A 20,853-nucleotide genomic window follows, 5' to 3' on the forward strand; every position below is an offset into this window, starting at 1 on the left:
CCGCAAGCGCCCCCATTCCGCCCTTGGCGGCAAACCCCCAGCCGTGGTCTACTGGCTGAGAAAAGACGAAACCCAACCCGGTCAGCAGGAGCAAAGAGTAGCTTAAATCAAGCCGGAAACTGTCCAGACATTGGGGAGTAGCTCAGATTTCGACCTGTCGCAGCCAATTGAACCGCAGATCAAAGTCGCAAGAAATGTGCTTCGAGAGTTTCAGGTCGATGAGCACGGAAGGAAAATTCAAAGGCGAAGAAGGCCTGATAAATGGCTGATTTACCTACGTGTTCTTGACGCCAAGGAATGCGGTGCCAAATGGAATGAAATCGCATCGATGCTGGAGCACACGGCCGGGACCGAAGGTGCCGTGCGCGACACATTGGAACAAGCGAGAGACCTGTGTTTTAATTTTTGATTTCTTTCCACAATACCCACGCCTCCGACGCTGATCCACAAATGAGCCACCAAACGTTTCTTAACGAGGTGGCCCATGACCAACGATTGCAACCCGGCAAAGCGCATCCCCGCTGCTGACGTGCGGCAACTCTGCGGCGGCGTCAGCGACATGACGCTGTGGCGGTGGCTCCATCACGACGATCTGAACTTCCCGCGCCCTATCTATATCGGCCGTCGCCGTTACTGGCGCGAGGCTGACGTTATCGCCTGGCTGGAAGCCCAGGAGGTGGCGGCATGATCCAGCGGCACGTCAGAGATAACCACGACCGGACCGACAACGCTTTGCACGAATTGCGGTGCCTGTTGATCGCCGCGCGAACGCTGGCGGAAGACCCCAACGCCAAGATCGAAGGCACCGACGAAGCCAACGCGGTGCACGCCATGATGGAACTCGCTTGGGCGAAGATGGACGAAACTGAAACCGCCCATCTCATGGAATAGGTTGGTTTGGGCGGCAAGTCCGAGCGATTGACACAAGCCCAGCGGCGCGAGGCAAAGCGTAAGTGAATGCCCGGCATCTTTGCCCAACACGCTGACGCCTACGCCACTGCTGGCCTTCCCGCGTTTCCTGTAAACACGCGCCGCAAGCGACCGGCGGTGCGGGGCTGGCAGAAGGCTACGCCCGGCAGAGCGCGGGCATGGGCGTCCGTGGACAATCTGGGCGCAGTGGACGGTCTCGGGATCGTCATGGGCAAGTCATCCGGCCTTACCGAAATCGACGTGGACGCGGTGGGCGATGCGTGGCTGGCGTTGGCTGTGAAGCGTTTCGGAGAAACCCCGATCACGATCCGCACCGCCAGCGGCAAGGCAAAGTTGTGGTATCGCCACAATGGCGAGGGGCGCCGCATACGACCGTTTGATGACCTGCCCATCGACGTTTTGGGTGGCGGCTTCACCATCGCCCCGCCGTCATGGCGTGAAGACCTTGCCGCAGCTTACATCTACCGCACGGGCGGGCTGGATTCACTGGAAAAGTTGCCTCCGATCCCACCGCAGGCGCTTGAAACGGGCAGACCGCGAGCCGCTGAATGCGTCCGACAAGGCGAGCGCAACGACTTGCTGTGGCGCTACTGCATGGCACAGGCGCGACACCGCGATGATGTCGAGGCGCTTCTGGACGTGGCCAAAACATGGGCCAGCGCATTCACCGACCCATTGCCGTTGAAGGAGGTTGAACGGTACGCTCGATCCGCTTCGGGATACGAGGCATCCGGTCGGAACTTTCTTGGCCTTCGTAAGCCGCAAGTGACCGAAGGAGACAGGATCATGGACGATCTGATTGACCATCCCGAAGCTTTCACCTTGTATCAAATGTTTCTGCGATGGCATGGCAAGCGCCGCGCCTTCGCCATTGCGCCAACAGCAATGAGTGCGGCGGGCGGCCCGCCTTGGTCGCGGCACAAGATCGCTAATGCTAGGGATGTTTTGCTCGAACGCGGTTTCATCGAGGAACTGGTAGCGCCTGACCCCAAACGCCGCAAATCGGGCCGATACCGGCTTGTCCATGACTATGCCAAATCTGGCAACAATCATAATACACCTTTTCCCCTTTTGGAACGGCTGGTGATGCAACCGCATGGGGGCTGGCGTGACTGCGCCGGGCATCCCCCATCTGGTCCCAATGCCCGGCTTTGCTGGTGCGGGCAGGACCGCGGCGGAGTTGTTCTTTCGCGCTGTGCGGGAGGTCGGCATGGCTAAGGCATCCACCAAGGCAATCCGCTTCCTTGAGACCCTGCGCATTCCCGAGGGGCCGAAGGCTGGGCAGCCGGTGAAGCTGGCCCCGTTCCAAAAGCAATTCGTCAGGGGTGCCCTGGCGGACGGGATCAGTGTGGCCGTTCTCAGCATCGGCCGGGGGAATGCGAAAACCGCCCTGTCATCCGGCATCGCTCTTGGCGCGGTCATGGGCATCTGGGATCGGCAGCCGCACCGCGAGATCATCGTTGCGGCGCGGACGCGGGATCAGGGCCGGATCGCGTTCGACTTCGTGGTGGGCTTCATTCGCGGCCTGCCCGAAGACGAACAGGCGCTGTTTTACGATCCGCCGCAGCCCGAGACTTGAAGTCGAGTATGACGGCGACGGCGGCGGGCACTTCATCCGGGTTATCGCGGCTGACGGCAAGTCGGCTCTGGGATCGGCCCCGACGCTGGTCCTGATGGACGAACGCGGTCACTGGCAGGCGGATCAGGGGGACGCGCTTGAACACGCGTTGCTCAGCGGTCTGGGCAAGCGTGGCGGCCGGGCGCTGATTATCAGCACATCGGCGGCGGATGACGCGCATCCGTTCTCGGTCTGGCTGGACGAGGATCAACCGGGCGTCTACCGGCAAGAACACCGGCCCGCGCCGGGTTTGCCCGCGGACGATCTGGACAGTCTGAAACTCGCCAATCCGGGGGCAGAACACGGCATCGGTTCATCGCTGGAGTGGTTGCAAGCGCAAGCGCGGCGGGCCATTGCGCGGGGCGGATCGACCCTGACGGCATTCCGGCTCTACAACCGAAACGAACGTGTCAGCGGCGAAACCCGCGACTTGCTGTTGACGGTTGACGAATGGCTGGCCTGCGAGACGGCGGACCTGCCCGAGCGATCCGGGCCTTGCGTGGTCGGGATCGACCTGGGCGGCCCTGCCAGCATGACGGCGGCGCGTTCTACTGGCCCGAAACCGGGCGGCTTGAAGCCCTGGGCACCTTCCCGAGCAAACCGGGCCTGCTGGATCGCGGTCAGAATGACGGCGTCGGGGATCGGTATGTGCAGATGCACGACCGGGGCGAGTTGTCCACCCTGGGCGATCAGACGGTGCCGGTTGCGCCGTGGCTGGTCGAGGTTCTGGCCCATGTCGAGGGCGAGCAAATCGCCGCGATCACGATGGACCGATACAAGCAGGCCGAACTTGCCGAGGCTATCGACAAGGCGGGCATTCGCGCCCCGCTGGTCTGGCGCGGTCAGGGATACCGGGACGGCGGCGAGGACTGCGAGCGGTTCCGGCGGGCGGCGTTTGACGGGCTGGTGAAAACCGCGCCGTCGCTGCTGCTGCGGTCAGCCTTTGCGGATGCGGTCACGCTGCGCGACCCGGCGAACAACCTGAAACTGGCGAAAGCCCGGTCAAAGGGCCGGATCGACGCGGCATCGGCAACGGTTCTGGCGGTGGCCGAAGGTGCCCGGCAGACGGCGCGGGCGAAACGGACAGGAGGACGGATCGCATGGGTTTGAGAGAGATCGCAACACGGTTGATCGGGACGCACGGTCGGGCGGTGACGGTGCAGCGCGAGCCCCCCGGCACACCGGACGGCTACGGCGGCGTCAATCCGGGCACCTGGACGGACTATCCGGCGACGGCGGCAACGACGCTGTTTGACGAAGAACTGGCGGCTATCGCGGGCGGGCTGATGGAGGCGGGCGACCTGCGGCTTTGCGTGGCGGCCGAGGGGCTGGCGATCACGCCCGAGGTTGGCGACCGCGTGGTGGCCGAAGGTGAAACCTACCGCGTCATCCGCGTCACGACGCACGGGACGGACGGCAGCGCGGCCTATTACGAATTGCAGGTGCGGCGTGACCCGGTGGCATAGATATTCCCGGCACGTCACGCGCGGGCCACGGTGGCAGGCGCTGCGGCGCGAGGCGCTGCGGCGTGACGGCTTCAAATGCGTCCTGTGCGGCGCACGGCATCGGCTTGAGATCGACCATATCCAGCCGGTGCGGACCCATCCCGAACGGTCTTACGACCTGTCGAACCTGCAAACGCTCTGTGGCCGGTGCCACGGGGCCAAGCTCGCGTGGACTGCGGGCAGACGCCCGTTTCCCCCGAACGCCAGAAATGGCGGCAACTGCTGCGGGACATGCAGCGCAAACCTTCGAGCAAAGGAGATGAACATGCTTGAATCGGTGAAGATTCAGCGTCGGCAGTCGGAAATCCGGCAGGCGCTGGCCGAGCTGGTCGGGAAGGAAAAACCGACCGAAGACGAAACCCGGCAGATGGACGAGCTGGATCGGGAATATCGGGCCAATGAAACCCGCTATCGCGCGGCGCTCATTGCCGAGGATCAGGAACGGCGCGAAGCCGGGGCCGATCTGGAAACCCGCGAGGGCAAGGAATGGTCCGATCTGGTCAGCCGCTATGAAATCCGGCAGGCGGTCATGGCCTTTGCCGAGGAAGGCCGGGCGCTGGACGGCGCGACGGCCGAAGTCGTGGCCGAAATGCGCGCGCAAGGCGGGTATCGCGGCATCCCGGTGCCGTTCGAGGCGCTGGAAGCCCGCGCGGGTGAAACCGTTGCCAGCGGCACGCCCGATCCGATCCAGACGCAGCCGATCATCGACCGGCTGTTTGCCGACAGCGTGGCGGTGCAGATGGGCGCTCAGGTCATCAATATCCCCTTCGGGGATCGTGAATGGCCGGTGGTCACGTCCAGCGTTGCGGCGGGATGGGCCGCGACCGAAACCGGCTCTGTTGCCGGGCCGACCGCGTTTGCCACAACCGACAAGGCGATGGCCCCCGACAATACGCTGGGCGTCCAGATGAAGGTGACGCGCAAGACGTTGAAGCAATCGGGACCGGCCATTGAACAGGCAATCCGGCGCGACATGCAGAACGCGATCCGCGTCAGGGCTGGTGCGCGGTCTGTCGCCGGGCTTTCGCATCCTGCCGGATGGCGAGCGGATCGAGCGACGCGGCGGCGGGTTTCTGCGCACGGTAACGCGGGCGGCGCTGTTCGAAATCAGCGCCGTGACCCGCCCGGCCTATCCGCAAGCCCAGATCGAGGCGCGGTGCTGGTCTGGACGGGCCGAGGCGCAAGGCGCGGGCCTGCAACGCGCCCTGGGCCGATGGAGGGCTTGAAATGGAGATACTGAAACGAGACGAGGCAATCCCGGCCAGCTATCCGGCGGTGCCTTCGGGCCTGTCGGTTGCGGCGGCGGCGCTGGACGGGGATATGATCTGGCAGCGGATCGAGGCTTACACGGCGCACCGCTTCACCGATCGACAAGTGATCTGGACGGTTGAGGGGCCGGGCGAATGGTGGCCCGACCTGACCCCGGCAACCATCACGGCGGCGGAAATCTGGCGGGATGACGCCTGGACGGCGGACACGCTGAAGGCCGGGCCGCTGGGCGGCTACGTCCTGGACGGCACCGGGCCTTACCGGATCACGGCAAATGTTGGCGGCGGGGCGGTTCCGGCGGCGATAAACGAGGCTTTCCGGCGGCTGGCCGAATACATGGCCGAAGAGGTCGAGCGGCAAGGAGCCGGGCAATACAGCGTCACAATCGGGCAGATCACCGAAACCTTTACCCGCAATCCCGGCTGGCAGGCGCGGGGCATGCAACTGAGCGGCGCGGGCGATCTGCTGCGCCCATACCGGAGGGCGTGACAATGTGGCCTTTCAAGCGAAAACAAGAGGTCGAGACCCGCGCCAGCGGCAGCGGCTTCACGGCTGAAATCATCACGGCGCGCGAAGCCTGGATCAGCGGGCGGCGGGGCATTGCCGAACTGACGGCGACGGTGCAGGCGGCCGTGACGATGTGGGAAAGCGGTCTGAGCCTTGCCGATGTGACGGGCACCGAACTGCTGACCCGGCGCATTCTGGCGCTCTGTGCGCGGTCCCTGGCGCTCAGGGGCGAAGCGGTCTTGCTCATCACCGAACGCGGGCTGGTGCCGTGTTCCGACTGGGATCTGAAAACCAGCGACGGCTGGCCGACCGCCTATCGCGTGACCATCCCCGAGGCGGGCGGCGGCATATCCCGAACGGCTCTGGCCGGCGAGTTTCTCCGCTTTCGGATCGGCGCTGACATTGCCGCCCCCTACGCCGGGCAAGCCCCGCTCAAGCGGGCGCAACTGACGGCCGGGCTGTTGAACGCGGTCGAAAACGCCTTGTCCGAGGTCTTCGAGAATGCGCCCATCGGATCGCAAATCGTGCCGTTTCCCGAATCGCCTGACGTGGACCTGGGCAATATCGGGCGAGAGTTTCGAGGGGCGCGGGGCAAGCTGCTGTTGCGCGAATCGGTCAACGTGACGGCGGCGGGCGGACCGGCCCCGGCACAGGACTGGCGGCCCAGCGACGTCACCCCCGACCTGAGCCGGGCCATGACCCGCGAAAGCCTGGACGCGGCGCGCGATGCGATCTGCGCGGTCTTCGGCATCCTGCCGGGGATGCTCAACCCGGCCACCACGGGGCCGCTGGCGCGCGAAGGACAACGCCACCTGGCGCAATGGTGTTTGCAACCGATGGCGGCGGCGATAGCCGAAGAATGCACCGACAAGCTGGGCGAGACGGTCGAGATCGACACCATGCGGCCGCTGCAAGCCTTCGACGCGGGCGGACGGGCACGCGCGGCGGCGGGCATCGTTCAGGCGCTGGCACAAGCCAAGGAGGCGGGCGTTGATCCGGCAACGGCAATGAAACTGGTGGATTGGGAGCAAGCAAATGGCTGAGATCACGGGAATGACCATCAAAGGCGGCAAGCTGGGCCGCAAAAAGAAAATGGAGTTGCTTGTGCATTCTTCGACGTGCAGCTTTCCGAGGTCAGATTGCGCGGGTGCGCCGTGGTTTGGCACCCAAACGGCAACGTCACGATCTGGCCGCCGAAACTTGATGAAAGGACAGACAGCCGCCGTGCCGTGCATTTCTCGGACGAGCAGTTGAAGCGCGAGATTGCAGAACTGGCAATCGACGTGCTCAAGGCGATGGGCAGATCAATCCCCACAACCTGCACCGCCGACACCTGAGCGAAAAGCCAACGGGCTATGGTGGCGGCGAAGTTGGCAAAAATGCCAGTGGGAAACCCTGCCTTCCAAGGGGCAAATTTGCCCGATAGTGCGACGAACGCCAACGCGGCCGCCCGGCCCATTTTCTTAAGTGTGAATCATCGCCAAATTCAGGGCAATTCCGTTCCCCCGGTGTTCCCCCAGCGGACATTTTGCCAAGGGCGTTTTCACGACACCTAGCCAAATCACTGTATTTCTTGAGAATTTTGGCTCCGGCGGTAGGATTCGAACCTACGACCAATTGATTAACAGTCAACTGCTCTACCACTGAGCTACGCCGGAACCGTGCGGGCCGTATAACAATCCGGATTCCCCTCGTCCAGAGGGTTTCGCGAAAAAATTTTCGGAACCGGGCACGACGACGGATCGCCTGTCAGGCCAGTCGGGAAAACCGCGCCGAAACCGACAATTCCCCCTCTGGCGCAACGCGGTTTTTCCCCACGAGGTCAACGAGATGGGCAAAGACGTTCCGCTCGGCCGCGGGCAGCAGGGCGGCCGACACATCGGTGTAGATTCGGGCCGCCAGATCGCGGGCAGTGGCGGGCGCATCGGCGAGCGCATCGAGAATCGCCGCCTCGCGGTCCTCGCGGTGGCCGATGAGCCAGTCGAGCCGCTCGGCGGGCGCCTCGACCGGCGCGCCGTGGCCGGGGTGGAACACCTCCCAGGCCCGCGCGCGCAGCGCCCGGCACGAGGCCATGAAATCCGTCAGATCCCCGTCAGGCGGAGATACCAGCGAACTCGCCCAGCCCATCACGTGATCGGCGGTGAAACACTGCCCCTCCCAGGCCAGGGCTATGTGATTGCCCAGATGACCAGGCGTGTGGATCACCTCCAGCTCCCAGCCATCACCCGCGATTCGTTCGCCATGCGCCACGGTGACGTCGGGAGAAAATTCCGTGTCGATGCCTTCGCCCCCGCCGGCCAACCCGCCGCGGGCCAGCTGCTCCATCACCGCGCTGCGGCCCGCCGTCGGCCCGCCATAGGCCAGCACGGGCGCGCCGGTGCGCTGGGCCAGCAGACGGGCCAGCGGCGAGTGGTCCAGATGGGTATGCGTGACGATGATGTGGGAAATGCTCTGCCCCGGCTCCAGCGCGGCCAGGATCGCCTGCAGATGCGCCTCGATCGCCGGGCCGGGGTCGATCACGGCCAGCTCGCGCGTGCCCACCAGATAGGTATTGGTCCCGCGCCAGGTCATGGGCGACGGGTTCGGGGCCACGATCCGTCGCAGGCCGGGGCCCAGATGCACCGCTTCGCCAGGGGTCGGGTCGAAATCCTCGGGGGCCTGCATTTGTCGTTCCGCTCCTGTGTGCCGCGAAAACCGGTTTCGATTTCCTGTCCTGAGATATAGGCTTAGCGCATGTCTTTCACCTGGCTCAAACGATATATGCCGCGCAGCCTCTATGCCCGTGCGGCAATGATCCTGATCGTGCCCGTGCTGGCCTTGCAGGCGATCGTCACGGTCCGGTTCATCACCGACGATCTCAGGGGCGTCACCCGCCAGATGACGCTGACGGTTTCGCGCGAACTGCGCCTGCTGGCCGATCTGGCAGAAGGCGCGGGCAGCCCGCAGGAGGCGCTGGACCGGCTGGCGCCCTATCTGCAGACGCTGAACATGGGCCTGCGCTTTGTTCCGCCCGATCAGGTGCCGGCCACGGACCGGATTCCGTGGTCCGACTATTCGGCCCGGATCGTGCGCGACACGCTGCGCGCGGAACTGCCGGAAACCCTGGCGGTCAGCTTCCTTGACAGCGGCAGGGTCAGCTTCTTTTTCCGCACCGATCTCGGACCGGCCGAGGTGTTCATCAGCCGGCGCCGCGTGACCGCCGCGACGCCGCACCAGTTGATCGTCGTCACCATTTCCTTCGGCCTGTTGCTGACCGGAATCGCCTATCTCTATCTGCGCAACCAGCTGCGCCCCATCGCCAAGCTGGCCAAGGCCGCCGAGGCCTTCGGGCGGGGCCGGTCGGTCCCCTATACGCCTGCCGGGGCGACCGAGGTGCGCGCCGCGGGCAGCGCCTTTCTGGACATGCGCAACCGGATCGAGCGGCATATCGAACAGCGCACGCTGATGCTGTCGGGGGTCAGCCACGACCTGCGCACGCCGCTGACCCGTCTGCGGCTGGGCCTGTCCATGCTGGACGAGGACGACGCCCGGCCCCTGCTTCAGGACGTGGCCGAGATGGAGCGGCTGGTGGAGACCTTTCTCGATTTTGCCCGCGGCGCGGCCGAGGGCGAACCGGAAGAGACCGACCCGCATGACCTGGTCCGGCAGATCGTCGCCGATGCGCAGCGCGCCGGCAAGCCGGTCGAGATCGCCGAGCTGTCCGGCTCGGGCGCCCTGCCTCTGCGGCCGGTGGCGATCCGACGGGCGGTGGAGAACCTGCTGGACAACGCGGTGCGCTACGGCTCGCGCGCCGAACTGTCGGTCGCCCTGACCGACCGGTCCCTGCGCATCCGGGTCGAGGATGACGGCCCCGGCATCCCGCCCGAACAGCGGGCCGAGGCAGTCCGGCCATTCACCCGGCTGGATACGGCGCGCAACCAGAACAAGGGCAGCAGCGTCGGGCTGGGCATGGCGATCGCCATGGATGTGGCGCGAGCGCATGGCGGCACGCTGCGTCTGGGCGAAAGCGAACGGCTGGGGGGCCTGCGCGCCGATATCGTGATCGCGCGCTGACCGGCGGCCCTCAGTCCCGGCCCGCCACCGCCTGCCAGGCCGGAACGATCGCCTTTTGCGCAACCGGGATCAGCAGCAGCCCCAGCGCCAGCCCCAGCACGCCGTCCATCGCCGCCGTGGCCGTCCACTGGACTGCACCGCGCAGATCATCGGGGAACGGTGCCGCGGCGGCCACCGCCCAGTCGTGGATGTGATGGCCCAACCAGACAAAGCCCAGTTCCTCGAGCCCGTGCACGATGATCGACCCGCCGACCCACAGCATTGCCGCGGTGCCCACAACGGTCAGGATCTGCATGAATCGCGGCATCAGCCGCACCAGCCCGCGCCCAAGCGCGCGCGTGACCGCCAGCCGTCCGTTGGCAGCGAGAAACAGGCCGACATCGTCCGCCTTCACGATCAGCGCCACGCTGCCATAGACGGCGACGGTGATGCCGACCGCCACCACCAGCAGCGCGGCAGCCTCCATCCAGATGGTGCTTTCGGGCAACGCGGCCAGCGCGATGGTCATGATCTCGGCCGACAGGATGAAATCGGTCTTGATCGCGCCGGCGGCCTTCTGCTCCTCCAGATGCGCGGGATCGCCGGGGATGTCCTCGGGCAGGATCGCGTGGGCCGCGTCATGGGGCACGAAGGCGTGCCAGATCTTCTCGGCGCCTTCAAAACACAGATAGGCCCCGCCCAGCATCAGCAAGGGCGCGATCAGCCAGGGCGCAAAGGCCGATAGGATCAGCGCGACCGGCAGCAGGATCACCAGCTTGTTGCGAAACGACCCCTTGGTGATCTTCCAGATGATCGGCAGCTCGCGGCTGGCCTCGAACCCGTGGACGTATTTCGGCGTCACCGCGGCGTCGTCGATCACCGCGCCGGCGGCCTTGGCACCGGCCTTGGCCGCCTGCGATGCCACATCGTCCACCGACGCCGCCGCAACCTTGGCGATCCCCGCCACGTCGTCCAGCAATGCCAAAAGTCCGCTCATCGCACCTACCCCTTGTTGCCGGGGGCAGGTTAGCGATTGGCGGCGGCGGCGCAAGACCGCGCAGGCTCAGCCGAAGAGACGACGGACATCCTCGGTAAAGGCCGCCTCGACCTGCTCCATCTCGCCCACCGACACATGCGCGCGAAGCGTCCGGAACACCGCGGCGATTGCTTCGGGCGCATCTCCCAGCGGGTCGGTCTCGAACGCCTTCTGAACCGCCTCTTCGAATTCCTCGGCCTTGCGGATGCGGGTCGGGGTCTTGGACGGGTTCCAGCCCTCGTAATAGATCCCCCGCACCAGCACCGGCAATTGCGCGCCCAGCTGCGCGGCCTCGTCCACGCTCAGATGGTCGCGCACCACATGCAGCACCGCCCGCAACAGCCGATAGGCGCGCTGCTTGTGCTCCCACCCGACCTGTTCGTCGATCTCGTTGACCCAGCGGTTCAGCTGATGTGCAGCATCGTCGATGATCTTCAATCCAAGTGCGCTCATGCGATCCTCCCATTCTTTCCGCGCAAACAGTCTGCAACCAGTCACCGCCGGATGCCTTGACCTGCGTCATGCGCCACCGAATCTGTTGATCAGGATCATGGCCCGCCTGCCCGCGCCGGGCAGTATGGGGACAGGAAAACAAGGAGAACGATCATGCAGGTTGAACCGCGCGTCGTCTTTCAGGGTTTCGACCCCCGTCCGGAAATCGAAGAGCTCGTCAGAGACAAGATCGCCAAGCTGGAACAATTCTACGATCGCATCACCTCTTGCTCGGTCGCCGTGGAAAAGGACACCCGCAAGGGCCATCAGGGCCATCAATACAAGGTGACGATCCATGTGGACACGCCGATCGGAGAGGTCGCGGTCTCCGGCAAGCCGGGCGACGTGAACGCGCACGAAGATCCCCGCGTGGCGATCCGCGATTCCTTTGACGCGGCCCGGCGGCAGATCGAGGATCTGGTGCGCAAGGCGGGCGGCGTGCATGTCAAGCGCCACCCCGAGCGCGTGCACGGCACCGTCGCCCGCCTGTTCCCGGACGAAGGCTATGGCTTCATCCGGATGGAGAATGGCGAAGAGGCCTATTTCCACCGCGACAGCATGGAAGGCAACGGCTGGGATCGGATCGACCTTGATGCACGGGTCACCTTCACCGCGATGGATGGCGACAAGGGGCTCTATGCCGCCAACGTGACGGTGCGGGACTGAGCGCGCACCGGTGGCGCGGCGCCCGTTTGCGCTAACGCGGCATGTTTTCGCTAACACATTGGCACTGCGCCGCTTTCCCCCCTTTTGAACTCCGGCCGGGGCGGGTATATGGCGCCCGACCTTTCACCAGTCCGGAGTTCTGCGCTCATGACCATCAATGTCGGCATCAATGGTTTCGGCCGGATCGGCCGCTGCACCCTGTCCCACATCGCAGCCAGCGGCCGCAATGACATCAAGGTGGTCAAGGCGAACGCGCCGGGCCCGCTGGAGACGCATGCGCATCTGCTGCGCTATGACAGCGTGCATGGCCGCTTTCCCGGCGAAATCCGCGTGGACGGCAACACGCTGGACCTGGGCCGCGGCCCGATCGAGATGATGTCCTCCTATGACCCGGCCGAGCTCGACTGGTCCGGCTGCGACGTGGTGCTGGAGTGCACCGGCAAGTTCAACGACGGCGAAAAGGCCAAGGTGCATCTGGACAACGGCGCCCGCGCGATCCTGTTCTCGGCCCCGGCCAAGAATGTGGAAAAGACCATCGTCTATGGCGTCAATGACGACCAGCTGGCGCGGGGCGACAGGCTGATCTCGAACGGCTCCTGCACCACCAACTGCCTGGCGCCGCTGGCAAAGGTGCTGGACGAAGGCATCGGCATCGAACACGGCATCATGACCACGATCCACGCCTATACCGGCGACCAGCCGACGCTGGACCGCCGCCACAAGGATCTGTATCGCGCCCGCGCCGCGGCGATGTCGATGATCCCGACCACCACCGGCGCGGCCAAGGCGCTGGGCGAGGTGCTGCCGAACCTCAAGGGCCGGCTGGACGGCTCGGCCGTGCGGGTGCCCACGCCGAACGTGTCCTGCGTGGATCTGACCTTCCGCGCCGCCCGCACCGTGACGGCGGAAGAGGTGAACGAGGTCGTCCGCGCCGCCGCCGAAGGCCCGATGTCGCGGGTTCTGGGCTATGAGCCCGCGCCGCTGGTCTCCACCGACTTCAACCATACCGAGCAGAGCTCGATCTTTGCCCCGGATCAGACCCGCGTGGTCGATGGCCGCCTGGTGCGCGTTCTGGCCTGGTATGACAACGAATGGGGCTTTTCGGTGCGGATGGCCGACATGGCGGTGGCGATCGGCCGGATCAACGCCTGACCGGCCGCCCCTTGAGAACCCGCGCCCGGATGGCTAAAGCTGTCCGGGCGTTTTTCGTCGCTGGCCGCGGGTTCCGACATGACTGACCGACTTGCCCTGTATCTTGGCCTGGCCATCTTCGCCGCGCTGGTGGGAGATCTGCTGCTGTTCGGCGCCGAACACCTGATCTTTCTGGGCAAGAAACTCACCGATCTGATCGAGTGGCTCGCCTTCTGGCGCTGAAACGCCGCGCGCGGCCCGCAGCATGGCCGCGACGGCCCGGTTACTTCTCGACAACGAAATTCGGCCCCACCCGTGGTCGGCGGGGCCGTCCTGGCAATCGCAACGATCATTGCGCCTTGGCGATGGTCACCCTTTCAGGATCGACCGCCCGGCATATTCCGCCACTTCGCCCAGCTGTTCCTCGATCCGGATCAGCTGGTTGTATTTCGCCAACCGGTCCGACCGCGCCAGCGAGCCGGTCTTGATCTGCCCGCAATTGGTCGCCACCGCCAGATCGGCGATGGTGGCGTCCTCGGTTTCGCCCGACCGGTGGCTCATCACGTTGGTGTAACGCGCGCGATGGGCCATATCGACCGCCCGCAGCGTCTCGGTCAGCGACCCGATCTGGTTCACCTTGACCAGCATCGAGTTGGCGCAGCCCTTCGCGATGCCATCCGCCAGACGCGCCGGGTTGGTCACGAACAGATCGTCGCCCACCAGCTGGATCCGGTTGCCCAGACGTTCGGTCAGGGCCTTCCAGCCCTCCCAGTCGTCCTCGGACATTCCGTCCTCGATCGAGATGATCGGATAGTCGTTCACCAGCGCCTCCAGATAGTCCACATTCTCGTCGCTGGTCAGCGTTTTTCCTTCTCCGGCAAGCACATACTTGCCGTCCTTGAAGTATTCGGTCGCGGCGCAGTCCAGCGCCAGATAAATGTCCTCGCCCGGCTTGTAGCCCGCTGTCTCGATCGCTTTGAGGATGAAATCCAGCGCGTCGCGGGTCGAGTTCAGCGCCGGCGCAAAGCCGCCCTCGTCGCCGACGCCGGTGGCCAGCCCGGCCGCGGAAAGTTCCTTTTTCAGCGTGTGGAACACTTCGGACCCCATGCGCACCGCGTCGCGGATGTTCGGCGCGCTGACCGGCATGATCATGAATTCCTGGATGTCGATCGGGTTGTCGGCATGTTCGCCGCCATTGATGATGTTCATCATGGGCACCGGCAGCACCCGCGCCGAGGTGCCGCCGACATAGCGATAAAGCGGCTGGGTGGTGAAATCGGCGGCCGCCTTGGCCACCGCGAGGCTCACGCCCAGGATCGCGTTCGCGCCCAACCGACCCTTGTTCGGGGTGCCGTCCAGTTCGATCATCGCCATGTCGATCGCGACCTGCTCGGTCGCGTCATAGCCCACGATCTCGTCGGCGATCTCTCCGTTGACCGCGGCCACCGCCTCCAGCACGCCCTTGCCCATGTAGCGGCTCTTGTCGCCGTCTCGGCGCTCGACCGCCTCATAGGCGCCGGTGGACGCGCCCGAGGGCACCGCCGCGCGGCCCATGGTGCCGTCCTCCAGGATCACGTCCACCTCGACCGTCGGGTTGCCCCGGCTGTCCAGGATTTCGCGTGCGTGAATGTCGATGATCGTGCTCATGGCAAGTCCCCGGTTGGCTTGGATTCGCCCGCCTCTTACCGGGGCTCCGGAGCAAGCGAAAGGGGCGCGGGCGTCGCACGTCGATGTTTGCGCTCACGCCAGATCGTGTAGATGCCCGACCCCACGATCACCGCCGCCCCCAGCAGCATCGGCGCATCGGGCCGTTCTTCGAACACCGCCATGCCGACGACCAGCGCAAACAGCAGGCGCGAATAGCGGAATGGCGTGACAAAGGACACCTCGCCCACCCGCATCGCCGCAACGATAGCATAATAGGACAGCGTGCCCAGCCCCACCGCGCCCGCCAGCAGGCCGAGGTCGGCCACGCGCGGCGCCACCGCCGGCGCCCCGGTGACCAGCGCAAGAAGCCCCGAAGCCGGCACCAGCGTCAGAAAACCCAGAAAGCTCAGCTGAAAGGACGAGATCCCCTTGGGCACGTTGCGCGTCACCAGATCGCGGATCGCCAGCCCGATCACCCCGATCACGGCAAAGATCGACCGCGCGTCGAACCCCTCCAGCCCCGGCCGGATCACCAGCAGCACACCCAGGAATCCGGCGCAGATCGCGCTCCAGCGCCGCCAGCCGACCGGCTCGCCCAGAAACAGCGCCGCCCCCAGCGTCACCGCCAGCGGCGTCGCCTGCAGGATCGCCGAGGCCTGCGATATCGGCGTCAGCGCGATCGCCGTGACAAAGCCGAGCGTGCCGATGACCTCGCCGACATTCCGCAACAGGATCCGGCGGCTCAGCATCGCACGCGAAACCAGCCGCTCACCGCGCAACGCAAGGGTCGCACCGAATACCGCCGCCCCGCCGGCGCCAAGCGCCGCGAGGATCTCCCAAGTGGGCAGGCGCCCCGCCAGCAGCTTGATGAACATGTCCTCGAAGGCGAAGCCCAGCATCGAGAGCGTCATCAGCAGCGCGCCGCGCAGGTTTTCCATCGGTGCATCCTTTCCGCGTGATCGGTCCTGAGTGGATCGATTCGGCAGACCGGACAAGGGCACCCGGCGCATGGCAGGCATGCATCTGCGCATTGAACGAAACCGGCACGCGCTGCTAGGGCTTGCGCATGACGGCTCCGCGGCTCCAACCTTCGCTCTCCGACACGGCGCGGGCCCTGGCCATCGGCGCGACCGGGGCGGGTCTGGCCTGGTCGGTTTCGGCGCCGGCGGCGATCCTGCTTGGGCCGGCGCTGCTGGTCAGCGCCGCCAGCCTGAGCGGTGTGCCGCTCGGCCTCCCACGCCCGGTGACAGAGCTCTGCTTCGTCATTCTCGGCCTCGGCATCGGCGCGGGTTTCGACACCCATGCGGGCGACGCGATCCTGCGCTGGCCGCTGGCCTTTCTGGTGCTGCTGCCGATGCTGGCCGCCACGCTTTGGCTGGGGCGAACGGTGCTCGAACGCGGCTTCGCCTTCGACCGGCGCAGCGCAACGCTGTCCGCCGCCCCCGGACATCTGAGCTTCGTGCTCGGCCTCGCCGCCGACACCGGCGGCGATGTCGGCCGGGTCGCCGTGGTGCAAAGCATCCGGCTGCTGGCTCTGACGATCGCCGTGCCCGTCATCGCCCTGGCGATGGGCTACCGCATGGACCCCGCGATGCTGCCCGCCTCCACGCCCGCCCCCTTGCCGACGCTGGCAGTTCTGGCGCTGCTTGGGGCGGGGGCCGGGCTGCTGCTCAGACGCACCGGTGCGCCCGCGCCGATGCTCTTGGGACCACTGTCCGTCTCGGCCGTGGGCCACGTCACCGATCTGGCGCCCGGCGCACCTCCACCCTGGGCCATCACCCCGGCCTTCATCGTTCTGGGCACCCTGATCGGAACGCGTTTCGCCGGCATGACGCTGGCCCAGTTGCGCGCCTGGCTTCTGGCGGGCCTGGCCGTCACGGCGATCGCCGCCGGCATGGCCGTCCTGGCCGCACTTCCCGTCGCACTCGCCTTGGGATTTCCACCTGCCCATGTCGTCGCCGCCTTCTCGCCGGGCGGTCTGGAAACCATGGTGGCCCTCGGCGCCGTCATGGGCGCAAGCCCCGGCTTCGTCGCGGCCTGCCACATGGTCCGTCTCGGCATCCTGACCCTGCTGATTCCCCTGTCCCTCAACAGCCACGGGCGGCACTGAACGCCGTCGCGGACGGTTCAGCCCCGCCCCCTGCCCTTCATCTTGCCGAAAATACTCCGGGGAGCGCGAGGGGCAGAGCCCCTCGCATAGCCCCTCGCATCTGCAATTGGCGCGCCTCCGGCGCGACGGCAGAACCCCTCGCAACACCAATGCGCGCACCTGCGCCGGATTGGCCAGCTTGAAAAGCCGCCACCGCCGGTCACACGGCCCGTCAGGTTCCTTTCTTCAGATGCTTGCGCAGCGCGCTAGGCTGGCTCTTGCGGCGGCCCTTCCAGGGATTCTTGTCCCCCTGCCCGCGCAAGGTCAGCCGGATCGGCGTGCCGGGCATGTCGAAATCCTCGCGCAGCCCGTTCACGAGATAGCGCACATAGCTGTCCGGCATCTTGTCGGGATGGCTGCACATCACCACAAAGGCAGGCGGGCGCGTCTTGACCTGCGTCATGTAGCGCAGCTTGATCCGCCGGCCCTGCGGCGCGGGCGGCGGGTGCTGTTCCAGCATCCCCGCCAGCCAGCGATTCAACGCCGCCGTCGGCACCCGCCGGTTCCAGACCTCGTGGGCGCGCAGGATGGCCGCGTGCAGCCGGTCCAGACCGCGGCCCGTCTTCGCCGACACCGTCACCAGCGGCGCTCCGCGCAGCTGCGGCAGCAGCCGCTCGAACGCCTCGCGCAGCGCGCGCAGCTTTTCCTGCTTGTGCTCTTCCACGTCCCACTTGTTCACCGCCACCACCACGGCACGGCCCTCGCGCTCGGCCAGATCCGCGATGCGCAGATCCTGGCTCTCGAATGGGATCGCCGCATCCAGCAGAACCACCACCACCTCGGCGAATTTCACCGCGCGCAGCCCGTCGGCGACCGACAGCTTCTCGACCTTGTCCTGCACCTTGGCGCGCTTGCGCATCCCCGCGGTGTCGAAGATCCGCATCGGCACCCCGTCCCAGGCGGTGCGGATCGAGATCGCGTCACGAGTGATCCCGGCCTCGGGACCGGTCAGCAGTCGGTCCTCGCCCAAAATGCGGTTGATCAGCGTGGACTTGCCCGCGTTGGGCCGCCCCACCACCGCCACCTGCAACGGGCGCTTGTCGGAAAAGGCGGGCAGCGCGCCCTCGTCGCCATCCTCGCCCACTTCCACGTCGGTTTCGGGCGCATCGCGGGCGGCGCGGGCCTCGAATTCGTCGGCGAGCGGCGCCAGCTGCGCATACAGATCGTTCAACCCCTCGCCATGCTCGGCGCTCAGCCGGATCGGCTCGCCCAGGCCCAGGCCGTAGGCCTCCAGTACGCCGGCATCCGCCGCCGCGCCCTCGGCCTTGTTCGCGGCCAGAATCACATGCGCCGCCCGCTTGCGCAGGATGTCCGCGAACACCTCGTCCGAAGGCGTGACCCCGACCCGCGCGTCGATCAGGAACAGGCAGATATCGGCCATGTCCACGGCGCGTTCGGTCAGCCGGCGCATCCGGCCGGGCAGCGAGTCGTCGGTGGCCTCCTCCAGCCCGGCGGTGTCGATCACGGTAAAGCGCAGATCGCCCAGCCGCGCCTCGCCCTCGCGCAGGTCGCGCGTCACGCCGGGCTGGTCATCGACCAGCGCCAGCCGTTTGCCGACCAGACGGTTGAACAGGGTGGACTTGCCCACATTGGGCCGCCCGACGATGGCAAGGGTAAAGGACATCAGTTTCGCTTCCGTGTGCTCGAAAGCGCCCTTTACATCATCGCCGCGTCAACGGAAAGCCACGAGTTCGCCCCGGGTGGTCACGACATAGAGCGTATTTCCCGCCACCGCAGGTTCGGCGGTGGCGCCGCCCTTGACCTCGACGGCGGCCACCTGCGCGCCGTCCTGCGGCGCAAAGAACCGGATCAGCCCGTCGTTGGAGGCCACCACGATCCGCCCGCCTGCCAGCACGGGGCCGTAATGGGCGTAGATACGGCCGCGCTTCTTCGGCTTGTCCTTGACGAAACCGGGCAGGTCCACGGCCCAAATCACCTCGCCGCTGGCGGCGTCGATCCGCATAAGCTGGTTGCGGTCGGAAATCGCGAACAGGCTGTCACCGGCGGGGAACATCGGCGTCACCGCCCCTTCGCGCAGGGTCCAGAGCCTTTCACCGTCCTCAAGACGGAAGGCCGCGATACGGCCCGAATGGTTGCCGACATAGACCGCGTTGCCCACGATCAGCGGGCTGCCGGTCACGTCGCCGTAACGGGCGGAGGTGTAGCCCAGCCGCTGCCCGGCCACGGATCCCGACCAGCGGCGCACCCCGCCGCGGCGGAACACGCCCACCACGTCGCCCGAGCCGAAACCGAACACCGCAAATTGCCCCGACACCGCCGGGGCCGGCGCGCCCAGCACGTTGGCCACGCTCTCGGCCGACTTGAACCGCCAGGCGATGCGCCCGTTGTCGGTGCGGATGGCCCATGCGGTATCGTCCCCGGCAACCAGGTAGATCAGCCCATCATGCACCGTAGGCACGCCCGACCCTGTGGCATTGAGCCGCTGCGCCCACCGCACCGCGCCGGTTTTGGCATCCATTGCGGTCAGCCGGCCATAGCCCGACGAGACGTAGAGAACTCCGCCCGAATAGGCCAGCCCGCCGCCGGTGGCCTGACCTTCCTTGTCGGGCGGATCGATCAGATCGTGGCTCCAGACCACCTGGCCCGAGGGCGTCACCGCCGACACGCGCTCGGCCGAATCCAGCGTGTAGATCAGCCCGCCCCCGACGACCGGCCCGGCGGTGATGCGCTGCCGCCGGCTGTCGCCGCTGCCGATCTTGACCGACCAGAGCTGTTGGACGGGCACCCGCAAGGCGGGATGCGCCACGCGCTGCGACGGGGTGCCGATGGATTGCGACCAGTCCGCATTTGCCTTCATTGCCGGCAGGCTTATCGCCCGGCTCTGATTGACCCGCAGCCCCGACACCGTGTCTTCGACGGGCCAGATGTCCTCGCGCTCGCCAACCAGGATGCGCTCGGGCTCGGCACAGCCCGCAAGCGCAAGCACGGCGCCCGCCAGCAACAGCCCCCTCGCGCGCGTCAGCGACGAAAGCGATGAAATAGCACCCATGTTCCGAACCTGCCCCCGGTCCTGCCCAAGCCGATCCTGCCGCGTCCCGTCCGTCATACCGCCCGCGCCGTCAGCCGGTCTGGCGCGCGGACAGGTCGGCGGGCTCGCCTCCCAGCGCAACAATCAACTGCGTCGCCCGGTCTTGCAAGGCCTGAGTGACCTCGGAATCCTGACGGATCCGCTCCAGCCGCGCGATCGCCTCTTCGGCCTTGCCCTCTTCGATGTCGATCAGCGCAAGCTGTTCCTCAGCCAGAAGCCGCAGCGGCAGCCCGGCCGTGGCCAGCGCCTCGAACCCGGCGCGTCGATCCGCGGCGGGCAGGGTGTCGGCCTGAAGGGTCAGCGCCTTGAACCGGGCCAGCTGGCGATAGATTTCCTCGAGCTCGCCATTGGCGGCGATGGCGTCGAGTTCCGCCACGGCCTGTTCCAGCCGGCCGGAATTGGCCAGCGCGGTTGCCAGCAGCATCCGCCGCACCGCGTCCCCGCCCGGCGTGGCGGCCTGAACCCCGGCCAGCGCCTCGGCCCGTCCTGCCGGGTCATCGACCGACAGCGCGGCAATTATGGCATCGCCCAGCTGCTGCGCGGCGGCCACCTGCTGCGCCTTGCGATATTCGTTCCAGGCCGCGCCGCCCACGATCAGCACGATGATCAGCGCAACGATCCAGCCGTATTTCCTGTAGAGCGCGAACAGCCTGTCGCGGCGGACCTCTTCGGTGACCTCTTCGATGAAGTGATCGATTTCACTCACTGTCCTGCCCTCGCTGTCAAAGACCCGGCCACGGCCCGTGATCCTCAATCCGTTCCTCGTTACCGCCCGGCCGGCCGATCCGGCGCGCGCCGTGGCGATGCGGTTGGCCCCTCTTA

The 20,853-nt window shown here is 66.4% G+C and carries 23 protein-coding genes and 1 tRNA gene; 14 read left to right on the forward strand and 10 right to left on the reverse strand.

The window, feature by feature from the left end; translation table 11 throughout:
* The first annotated feature begins 484 nt into the window (after nucleotides 1-484).
* The 9 genes from C4S70_RS11515 to C4S70_RS11560 all read left to right on the forward strand — a co-directional run bounded on the left by C4S70_RS11515 (nucleotide 485) and on the right by C4S70_RS11560 (nucleotide 6,872).
* Nucleotides 485-688 carry a helix-turn-helix transcriptional regulator gene (locus C4S70_RS11515; protein WP_104008263.1) on the forward strand — a complete coding sequence of 68 codons (204 nt, stop codon included), beginning with the start codon at nucleotides 485-487 and terminating at the stop codon, nucleotides 686-688.
* Nucleotides 685-891, forward strand: coding sequence for a hypothetical protein (locus C4S70_RS11520; protein ID WP_104008264.1), 207 nt, complete (start codon nucleotides 685-687; stop codon nucleotides 889-891). Before C4S70_RS11515 ends, C4S70_RS11520 begins: the two co-directional genes overlap by 4 nt.
* Before the next feature lie 66 nt (nucleotides 892-957).
* A complete protein-coding gene (locus C4S70_RS11525; RefSeq protein ID WP_104008265.1) occupies nucleotides 958-2,148 on the forward strand; it encodes a bifunctional DNA primase/polymerase in 1,191 nt (396 codons plus the stop codon).
* On the forward strand, nucleotides 2,141-2,509 hold the full coding sequence (locus C4S70_RS19130; RefSeq protein WP_235003812.1) for a hypothetical protein: 369 nt from the start codon (nucleotides 2,141-2,143) through the stop codon (nucleotides 2,507-2,509). The genes C4S70_RS11525 and C4S70_RS19130 overlap by 8 nt, the downstream gene beginning before the upstream one ends.
* A gap of 489 nt (nucleotides 2,510-2,998) precedes the next feature.
* Nucleotides 2,999-3,658, forward strand: coding sequence for a terminase TerL endonuclease subunit (locus C4S70_RS19135; RefSeq protein WP_235003813.1), 660 nt, complete (start codon nucleotides 2,999-3,001; stop codon nucleotides 3,656-3,658).
* A complete protein-coding gene (locus C4S70_RS11535) occupies nucleotides 3,649-4,014 on the forward strand; it encodes a hypothetical protein (RefSeq protein WP_146064210.1) in 366 nt (121 codons plus the stop codon). The genes C4S70_RS19135 and C4S70_RS11535 overlap by 10 nt, the downstream gene beginning before the upstream one ends.
* 304 nt (nucleotides 4,015-4,318) lie before the next feature.
* Nucleotides 4,319-5,293, forward strand: coding sequence for a phage major capsid family protein (locus tag C4S70_RS11545; protein WP_456077571.1), 975 nt, complete (start codon nucleotides 4,319-4,321; stop codon nucleotides 5,291-5,293).
* Nucleotides 5,281-5,811, forward strand: a complete 531-nt coding sequence (locus C4S70_RS11555) for a hypothetical protein (protein WP_104008267.1) — start codon at nucleotides 5,281-5,283, stop codon at nucleotides 5,809-5,811. The genes C4S70_RS11545 and C4S70_RS11555 overlap by 13 nt, the downstream gene beginning before the upstream one ends.
* 2 nt (nucleotides 5,812-5,813) lie before the next feature.
* Nucleotides 5,814-6,872, forward strand: coding sequence for a phage portal protein (locus C4S70_RS11560; RefSeq protein ID WP_200822758.1), 1,059 nt, complete (start codon nucleotides 5,814-5,816; stop codon nucleotides 6,870-6,872).
* Nucleotides 6,873-6,889: 17 nt separating this feature from the next.
* Here the strand turns inward: C4S70_RS11560 and C4S70_RS18515 are convergent, their stop codons facing one another.
* The 3 genes from C4S70_RS18515 to C4S70_RS11575 form a co-directional block, all read right to left on the reverse strand.
* Nucleotides 6,890-7,270 carry a hypothetical protein gene (locus tag C4S70_RS18515; RefSeq protein WP_146064211.1) on the reverse strand — a complete coding sequence of 127 codons (381 nt, stop codon included), beginning with the start codon at nucleotides 7,268-7,270 and terminating at the stop codon, nucleotides 6,890-6,892.
* Between the two features lie 142 nt (nucleotides 7,271-7,412).
* Nucleotides 7,413-7,487 (reverse strand) — tRNA-Asn (locus tag C4S70_RS11570).
* Between the two features lie 91 nt (nucleotides 7,488-7,578).
* Complete coding sequence (locus C4S70_RS11575) at nucleotides 7,579-8,493, reverse strand: MBL fold metallo-hydrolase (RefSeq protein ID WP_104008270.1); 915 nt, start codon at nucleotides 8,491-8,493, stop codon at nucleotides 7,579-7,581.
* Between the two features lie 69 nt (nucleotides 8,494-8,562).
* Here C4S70_RS11575 and C4S70_RS11580 point away from each other — a divergent pair, with 69 nt between their 5' ends.
* On the forward strand, nucleotides 8,563-9,882 hold the full coding sequence (locus C4S70_RS11580) for an ATP-binding protein (protein WP_104008271.1): 1,320 nt from the start codon (nucleotides 8,563-8,565) through the stop codon (nucleotides 9,880-9,882).
* Between the two features lie 10 nt (nucleotides 9,883-9,892).
* Here the strand turns inward: C4S70_RS11580 and C4S70_RS11585 are convergent, their stop codons facing one another.
* A complete protein-coding gene (locus C4S70_RS11585; protein WP_104008272.1) occupies nucleotides 9,893-10,858 on the reverse strand; it encodes a DUF808 domain-containing protein in 966 nt (321 codons plus the stop codon).
* A gap of 66 nt (nucleotides 10,859-10,924) precedes the next feature.
* Nucleotides 10,925-11,350 (reverse strand): DUF2267 domain-containing protein, encoded by a 426-nt coding sequence (locus C4S70_RS11590; RefSeq protein ID WP_104008273.1) that lies wholly within the window; start codon nucleotides 11,348-11,350, stop codon nucleotides 10,925-10,927.
* Nucleotides 11,351-11,503: 153 nt separating this feature from the next.
* Between C4S70_RS11590 and C4S70_RS11595 the strand changes: the two genes are divergently transcribed.
* From C4S70_RS11595 to C4S70_RS18840, 3 genes are all read left to right on the forward strand, one after another.
* Nucleotides 11,504-12,055 (forward strand): HPF/RaiA family ribosome-associated protein, encoded by a 552-nt coding sequence (locus C4S70_RS11595; protein WP_104008274.1) that lies wholly within the window; start codon nucleotides 11,504-11,506, stop codon nucleotides 12,053-12,055.
* Between the two features lie 147 nt (nucleotides 12,056-12,202).
* On the forward strand, nucleotides 12,203-13,207 hold the full coding sequence (gap, locus tag C4S70_RS11600) for a type I glyceraldehyde-3-phosphate dehydrogenase (protein WP_104008275.1): 1,005 nt from the start codon (nucleotides 12,203-12,205) through the stop codon (nucleotides 13,205-13,207).
* A 78-nt stretch (nucleotides 13,208-13,285) separates the two neighbouring features.
* On the forward strand, nucleotides 13,286-13,429 hold the full coding sequence (locus C4S70_RS18840; protein ID WP_200822759.1) for a hypothetical protein: 144 nt from the start codon (nucleotides 13,286-13,288) through the stop codon (nucleotides 13,427-13,429).
* Between the two features lie 126 nt (nucleotides 13,430-13,555).
* Here the strand turns inward: C4S70_RS18840 and eno are convergent, their stop codons facing one another.
* Both eno and C4S70_RS11610 read right to left on the reverse strand, forming a co-directional pair.
* Complete coding sequence (gene eno, locus C4S70_RS11605) at nucleotides 13,556-14,833, reverse strand: phosphopyruvate hydratase (protein WP_104008276.1); 1,278 nt, start codon at nucleotides 14,831-14,833, stop codon at nucleotides 13,556-13,558.
* Between the two features lie 35 nt (nucleotides 14,834-14,868).
* Nucleotides 14,869-15,771, reverse strand: a complete 903-nt coding sequence (locus C4S70_RS11610; RefSeq protein ID WP_104008277.1) for a DMT family transporter — start codon at nucleotides 15,769-15,771, stop codon at nucleotides 14,869-14,871.
* A gap of 128 nt (nucleotides 15,772-15,899) precedes the next feature.
* Between C4S70_RS11610 and C4S70_RS11615 the strand changes: the two genes are divergently transcribed.
* Complete coding sequence (locus C4S70_RS11615; RefSeq protein ID WP_104008278.1) at nucleotides 15,900-16,943, forward strand: AbrB family transcriptional regulator; 1,044 nt, start codon at nucleotides 15,900-15,902, stop codon at nucleotides 16,941-16,943.
* Nucleotides 16,944-17,154: 211 nt separating this feature from the next.
* Here the strand turns inward: C4S70_RS11615 and der are convergent, their stop codons facing one another.
* From der to C4S70_RS11630, 3 genes are all read right to left on the reverse strand, one after another.
* Entirely contained in the window at nucleotides 17,155-18,606 is a 1,452-nt protein-coding gene (gene der / locus C4S70_RS11620) for a ribosome biogenesis GTPase Der (RefSeq protein WP_104008279.1), read from the reverse strand.
* A gap of 48 nt (nucleotides 18,607-18,654) precedes the next feature.
* Nucleotides 18,655-19,992 (reverse strand): PQQ-binding-like beta-propeller repeat protein, encoded by a 1,338-nt coding sequence (locus tag C4S70_RS11625; RefSeq protein WP_104008280.1) that lies wholly within the window; start codon nucleotides 19,990-19,992, stop codon nucleotides 18,655-18,657.
* Nucleotides 19,993-20,062: 70 nt separating this feature from the next.
* Complete coding sequence (locus C4S70_RS11630; protein WP_104008281.1) at nucleotides 20,063-20,737, reverse strand: hypothetical protein; 675 nt, start codon at nucleotides 20,735-20,737, stop codon at nucleotides 20,063-20,065.
* Nucleotides 20,738-20,853 lie beyond the last annotated feature (116 nt).

It is taken from the genome of Jhaorihella thermophila (genome assembly GCF_900108275.1).
In the GTDB taxonomy this organism is placed as follows: Bacteria; Pseudomonadota; Alphaproteobacteria; order Rhodobacterales; family Rhodobacteraceae; genus Jhaorihella; species Jhaorihella thermophila.

Excerpts from the sequence above, each read along its gene's own strand:
- C4S70_RS11595 (WP_104008274.1), top strand. The coding sequence starts at position 11,504 with ATGCAGGTTGAACCGCGCGTCGTCTTTCAGGGTTTCGACCCCCGTCCG.
- C4S70_RS11625 (WP_104008280.1), bottom strand. The coding sequence starts at position 19,992 with ATGGGTGCTATTTCATCGCTTTCGTCGCTGACGCGCGCGAGGGGGCTG.
- C4S70_RS11575 (WP_104008270.1), bottom strand. The coding sequence starts at position 8,493 with ATGCAGGCCCCCGAGGATTTCGACCCGACCCCTGGCGAAGCGGTGCAT.
- C4S70_RS11590 (WP_104008273.1), bottom strand. The coding sequence starts at position 11,350 with ATGAGCGCACTTGGATTGAAGATCATCGACGATGCTGCACATCAGCTG.
- C4S70_RS11580 (WP_104008271.1), top strand. The coding sequence starts at position 8,563 with ATGTCTTTCACCTGGCTCAAACGATATATGCCGCGCAGCCTCTATGCC.
- der (WP_104008279.1), bottom strand. The coding sequence starts at position 18,606 with ATGTCCTTTACCCTTGCCATCGTCGGGCGGCCCAATGTGGGCAAGTCC.
- C4S70_RS11535 (WP_146064210.1), top strand. The coding sequence starts at position 3,649 with ATGGGTTTGAGAGAGATCGCAACACGGTTGATCGGGACGCACGGTCGG.
- C4S70_RS18840 (WP_200822759.1), top strand. The coding sequence starts at position 13,286 with ATGACTGACCGACTTGCCCTGTATCTTGGCCTGGCCATCTTCGCCGCG.
- C4S70_RS11545 (WP_456077571.1), top strand. The coding sequence starts at position 4,319 with ATGCTTGAATCGGTGAAGATTCAGCGTCGGCAGTCGGAAATCCGGCAG.
- eno (WP_104008276.1), bottom strand. The coding sequence starts at position 14,833 with ATGAGCACGATCATCGACATTCACGCACGCGAAATCCTGGACAGCCGG.
- C4S70_RS11615 (WP_104008278.1), top strand. The coding sequence starts at position 15,900 with ATGACGGCTCCGCGGCTCCAACCTTCGCTCTCCGACACGGCGCGGGCC.
- C4S70_RS11515 (WP_104008263.1), top strand. The coding sequence starts at position 485 with ATGACCAACGATTGCAACCCGGCAAAGCGCATCCCCGCTGCTGACGTG.
- C4S70_RS19130 (WP_235003812.1), top strand. The coding sequence starts at position 2,141 with ATGGCTAAGGCATCCACCAAGGCAATCCGCTTCCTTGAGACCCTGCGC.
- gap (WP_104008275.1), top strand. The coding sequence starts at position 12,203 with ATGACCATCAATGTCGGCATCAATGGTTTCGGCCGGATCGGCCGCTGC.
- C4S70_RS11585 (WP_104008272.1), bottom strand. The coding sequence starts at position 10,858 with ATGAGCGGACTTTTGGCATTGCTGGACGACGTGGCGGGGATCGCCAAG.
- C4S70_RS11560 (WP_200822758.1), top strand. The coding sequence starts at position 5,814 with ATGTGGCCTTTCAAGCGAAAACAAGAGGTCGAGACCCGCGCCAGCGGC.
- C4S70_RS11555 (WP_104008267.1), top strand. The coding sequence starts at position 5,281 with ATGGAGATACTGAAACGAGACGAGGCAATCCCGGCCAGCTATCCGGCG.
- C4S70_RS19135 (WP_235003813.1), top strand. The coding sequence starts at position 2,999 with ATGGCTGGCCTGCGAGACGGCGGACCTGCCCGAGCGATCCGGGCCTTG.
- C4S70_RS11610 (WP_104008277.1), bottom strand. The coding sequence starts at position 15,771 with ATGGAAAACCTGCGCGGCGCGCTGCTGATGACGCTCTCGATGCTGGGC.
- C4S70_RS11520 (WP_104008264.1), top strand. The coding sequence starts at position 685 with ATGATCCAGCGGCACGTCAGAGATAACCACGACCGGACCGACAACGCT.
- C4S70_RS11525 (WP_104008265.1), top strand. The coding sequence starts at position 958 with ATGCCCGGCATCTTTGCCCAACACGCTGACGCCTACGCCACTGCTGGC.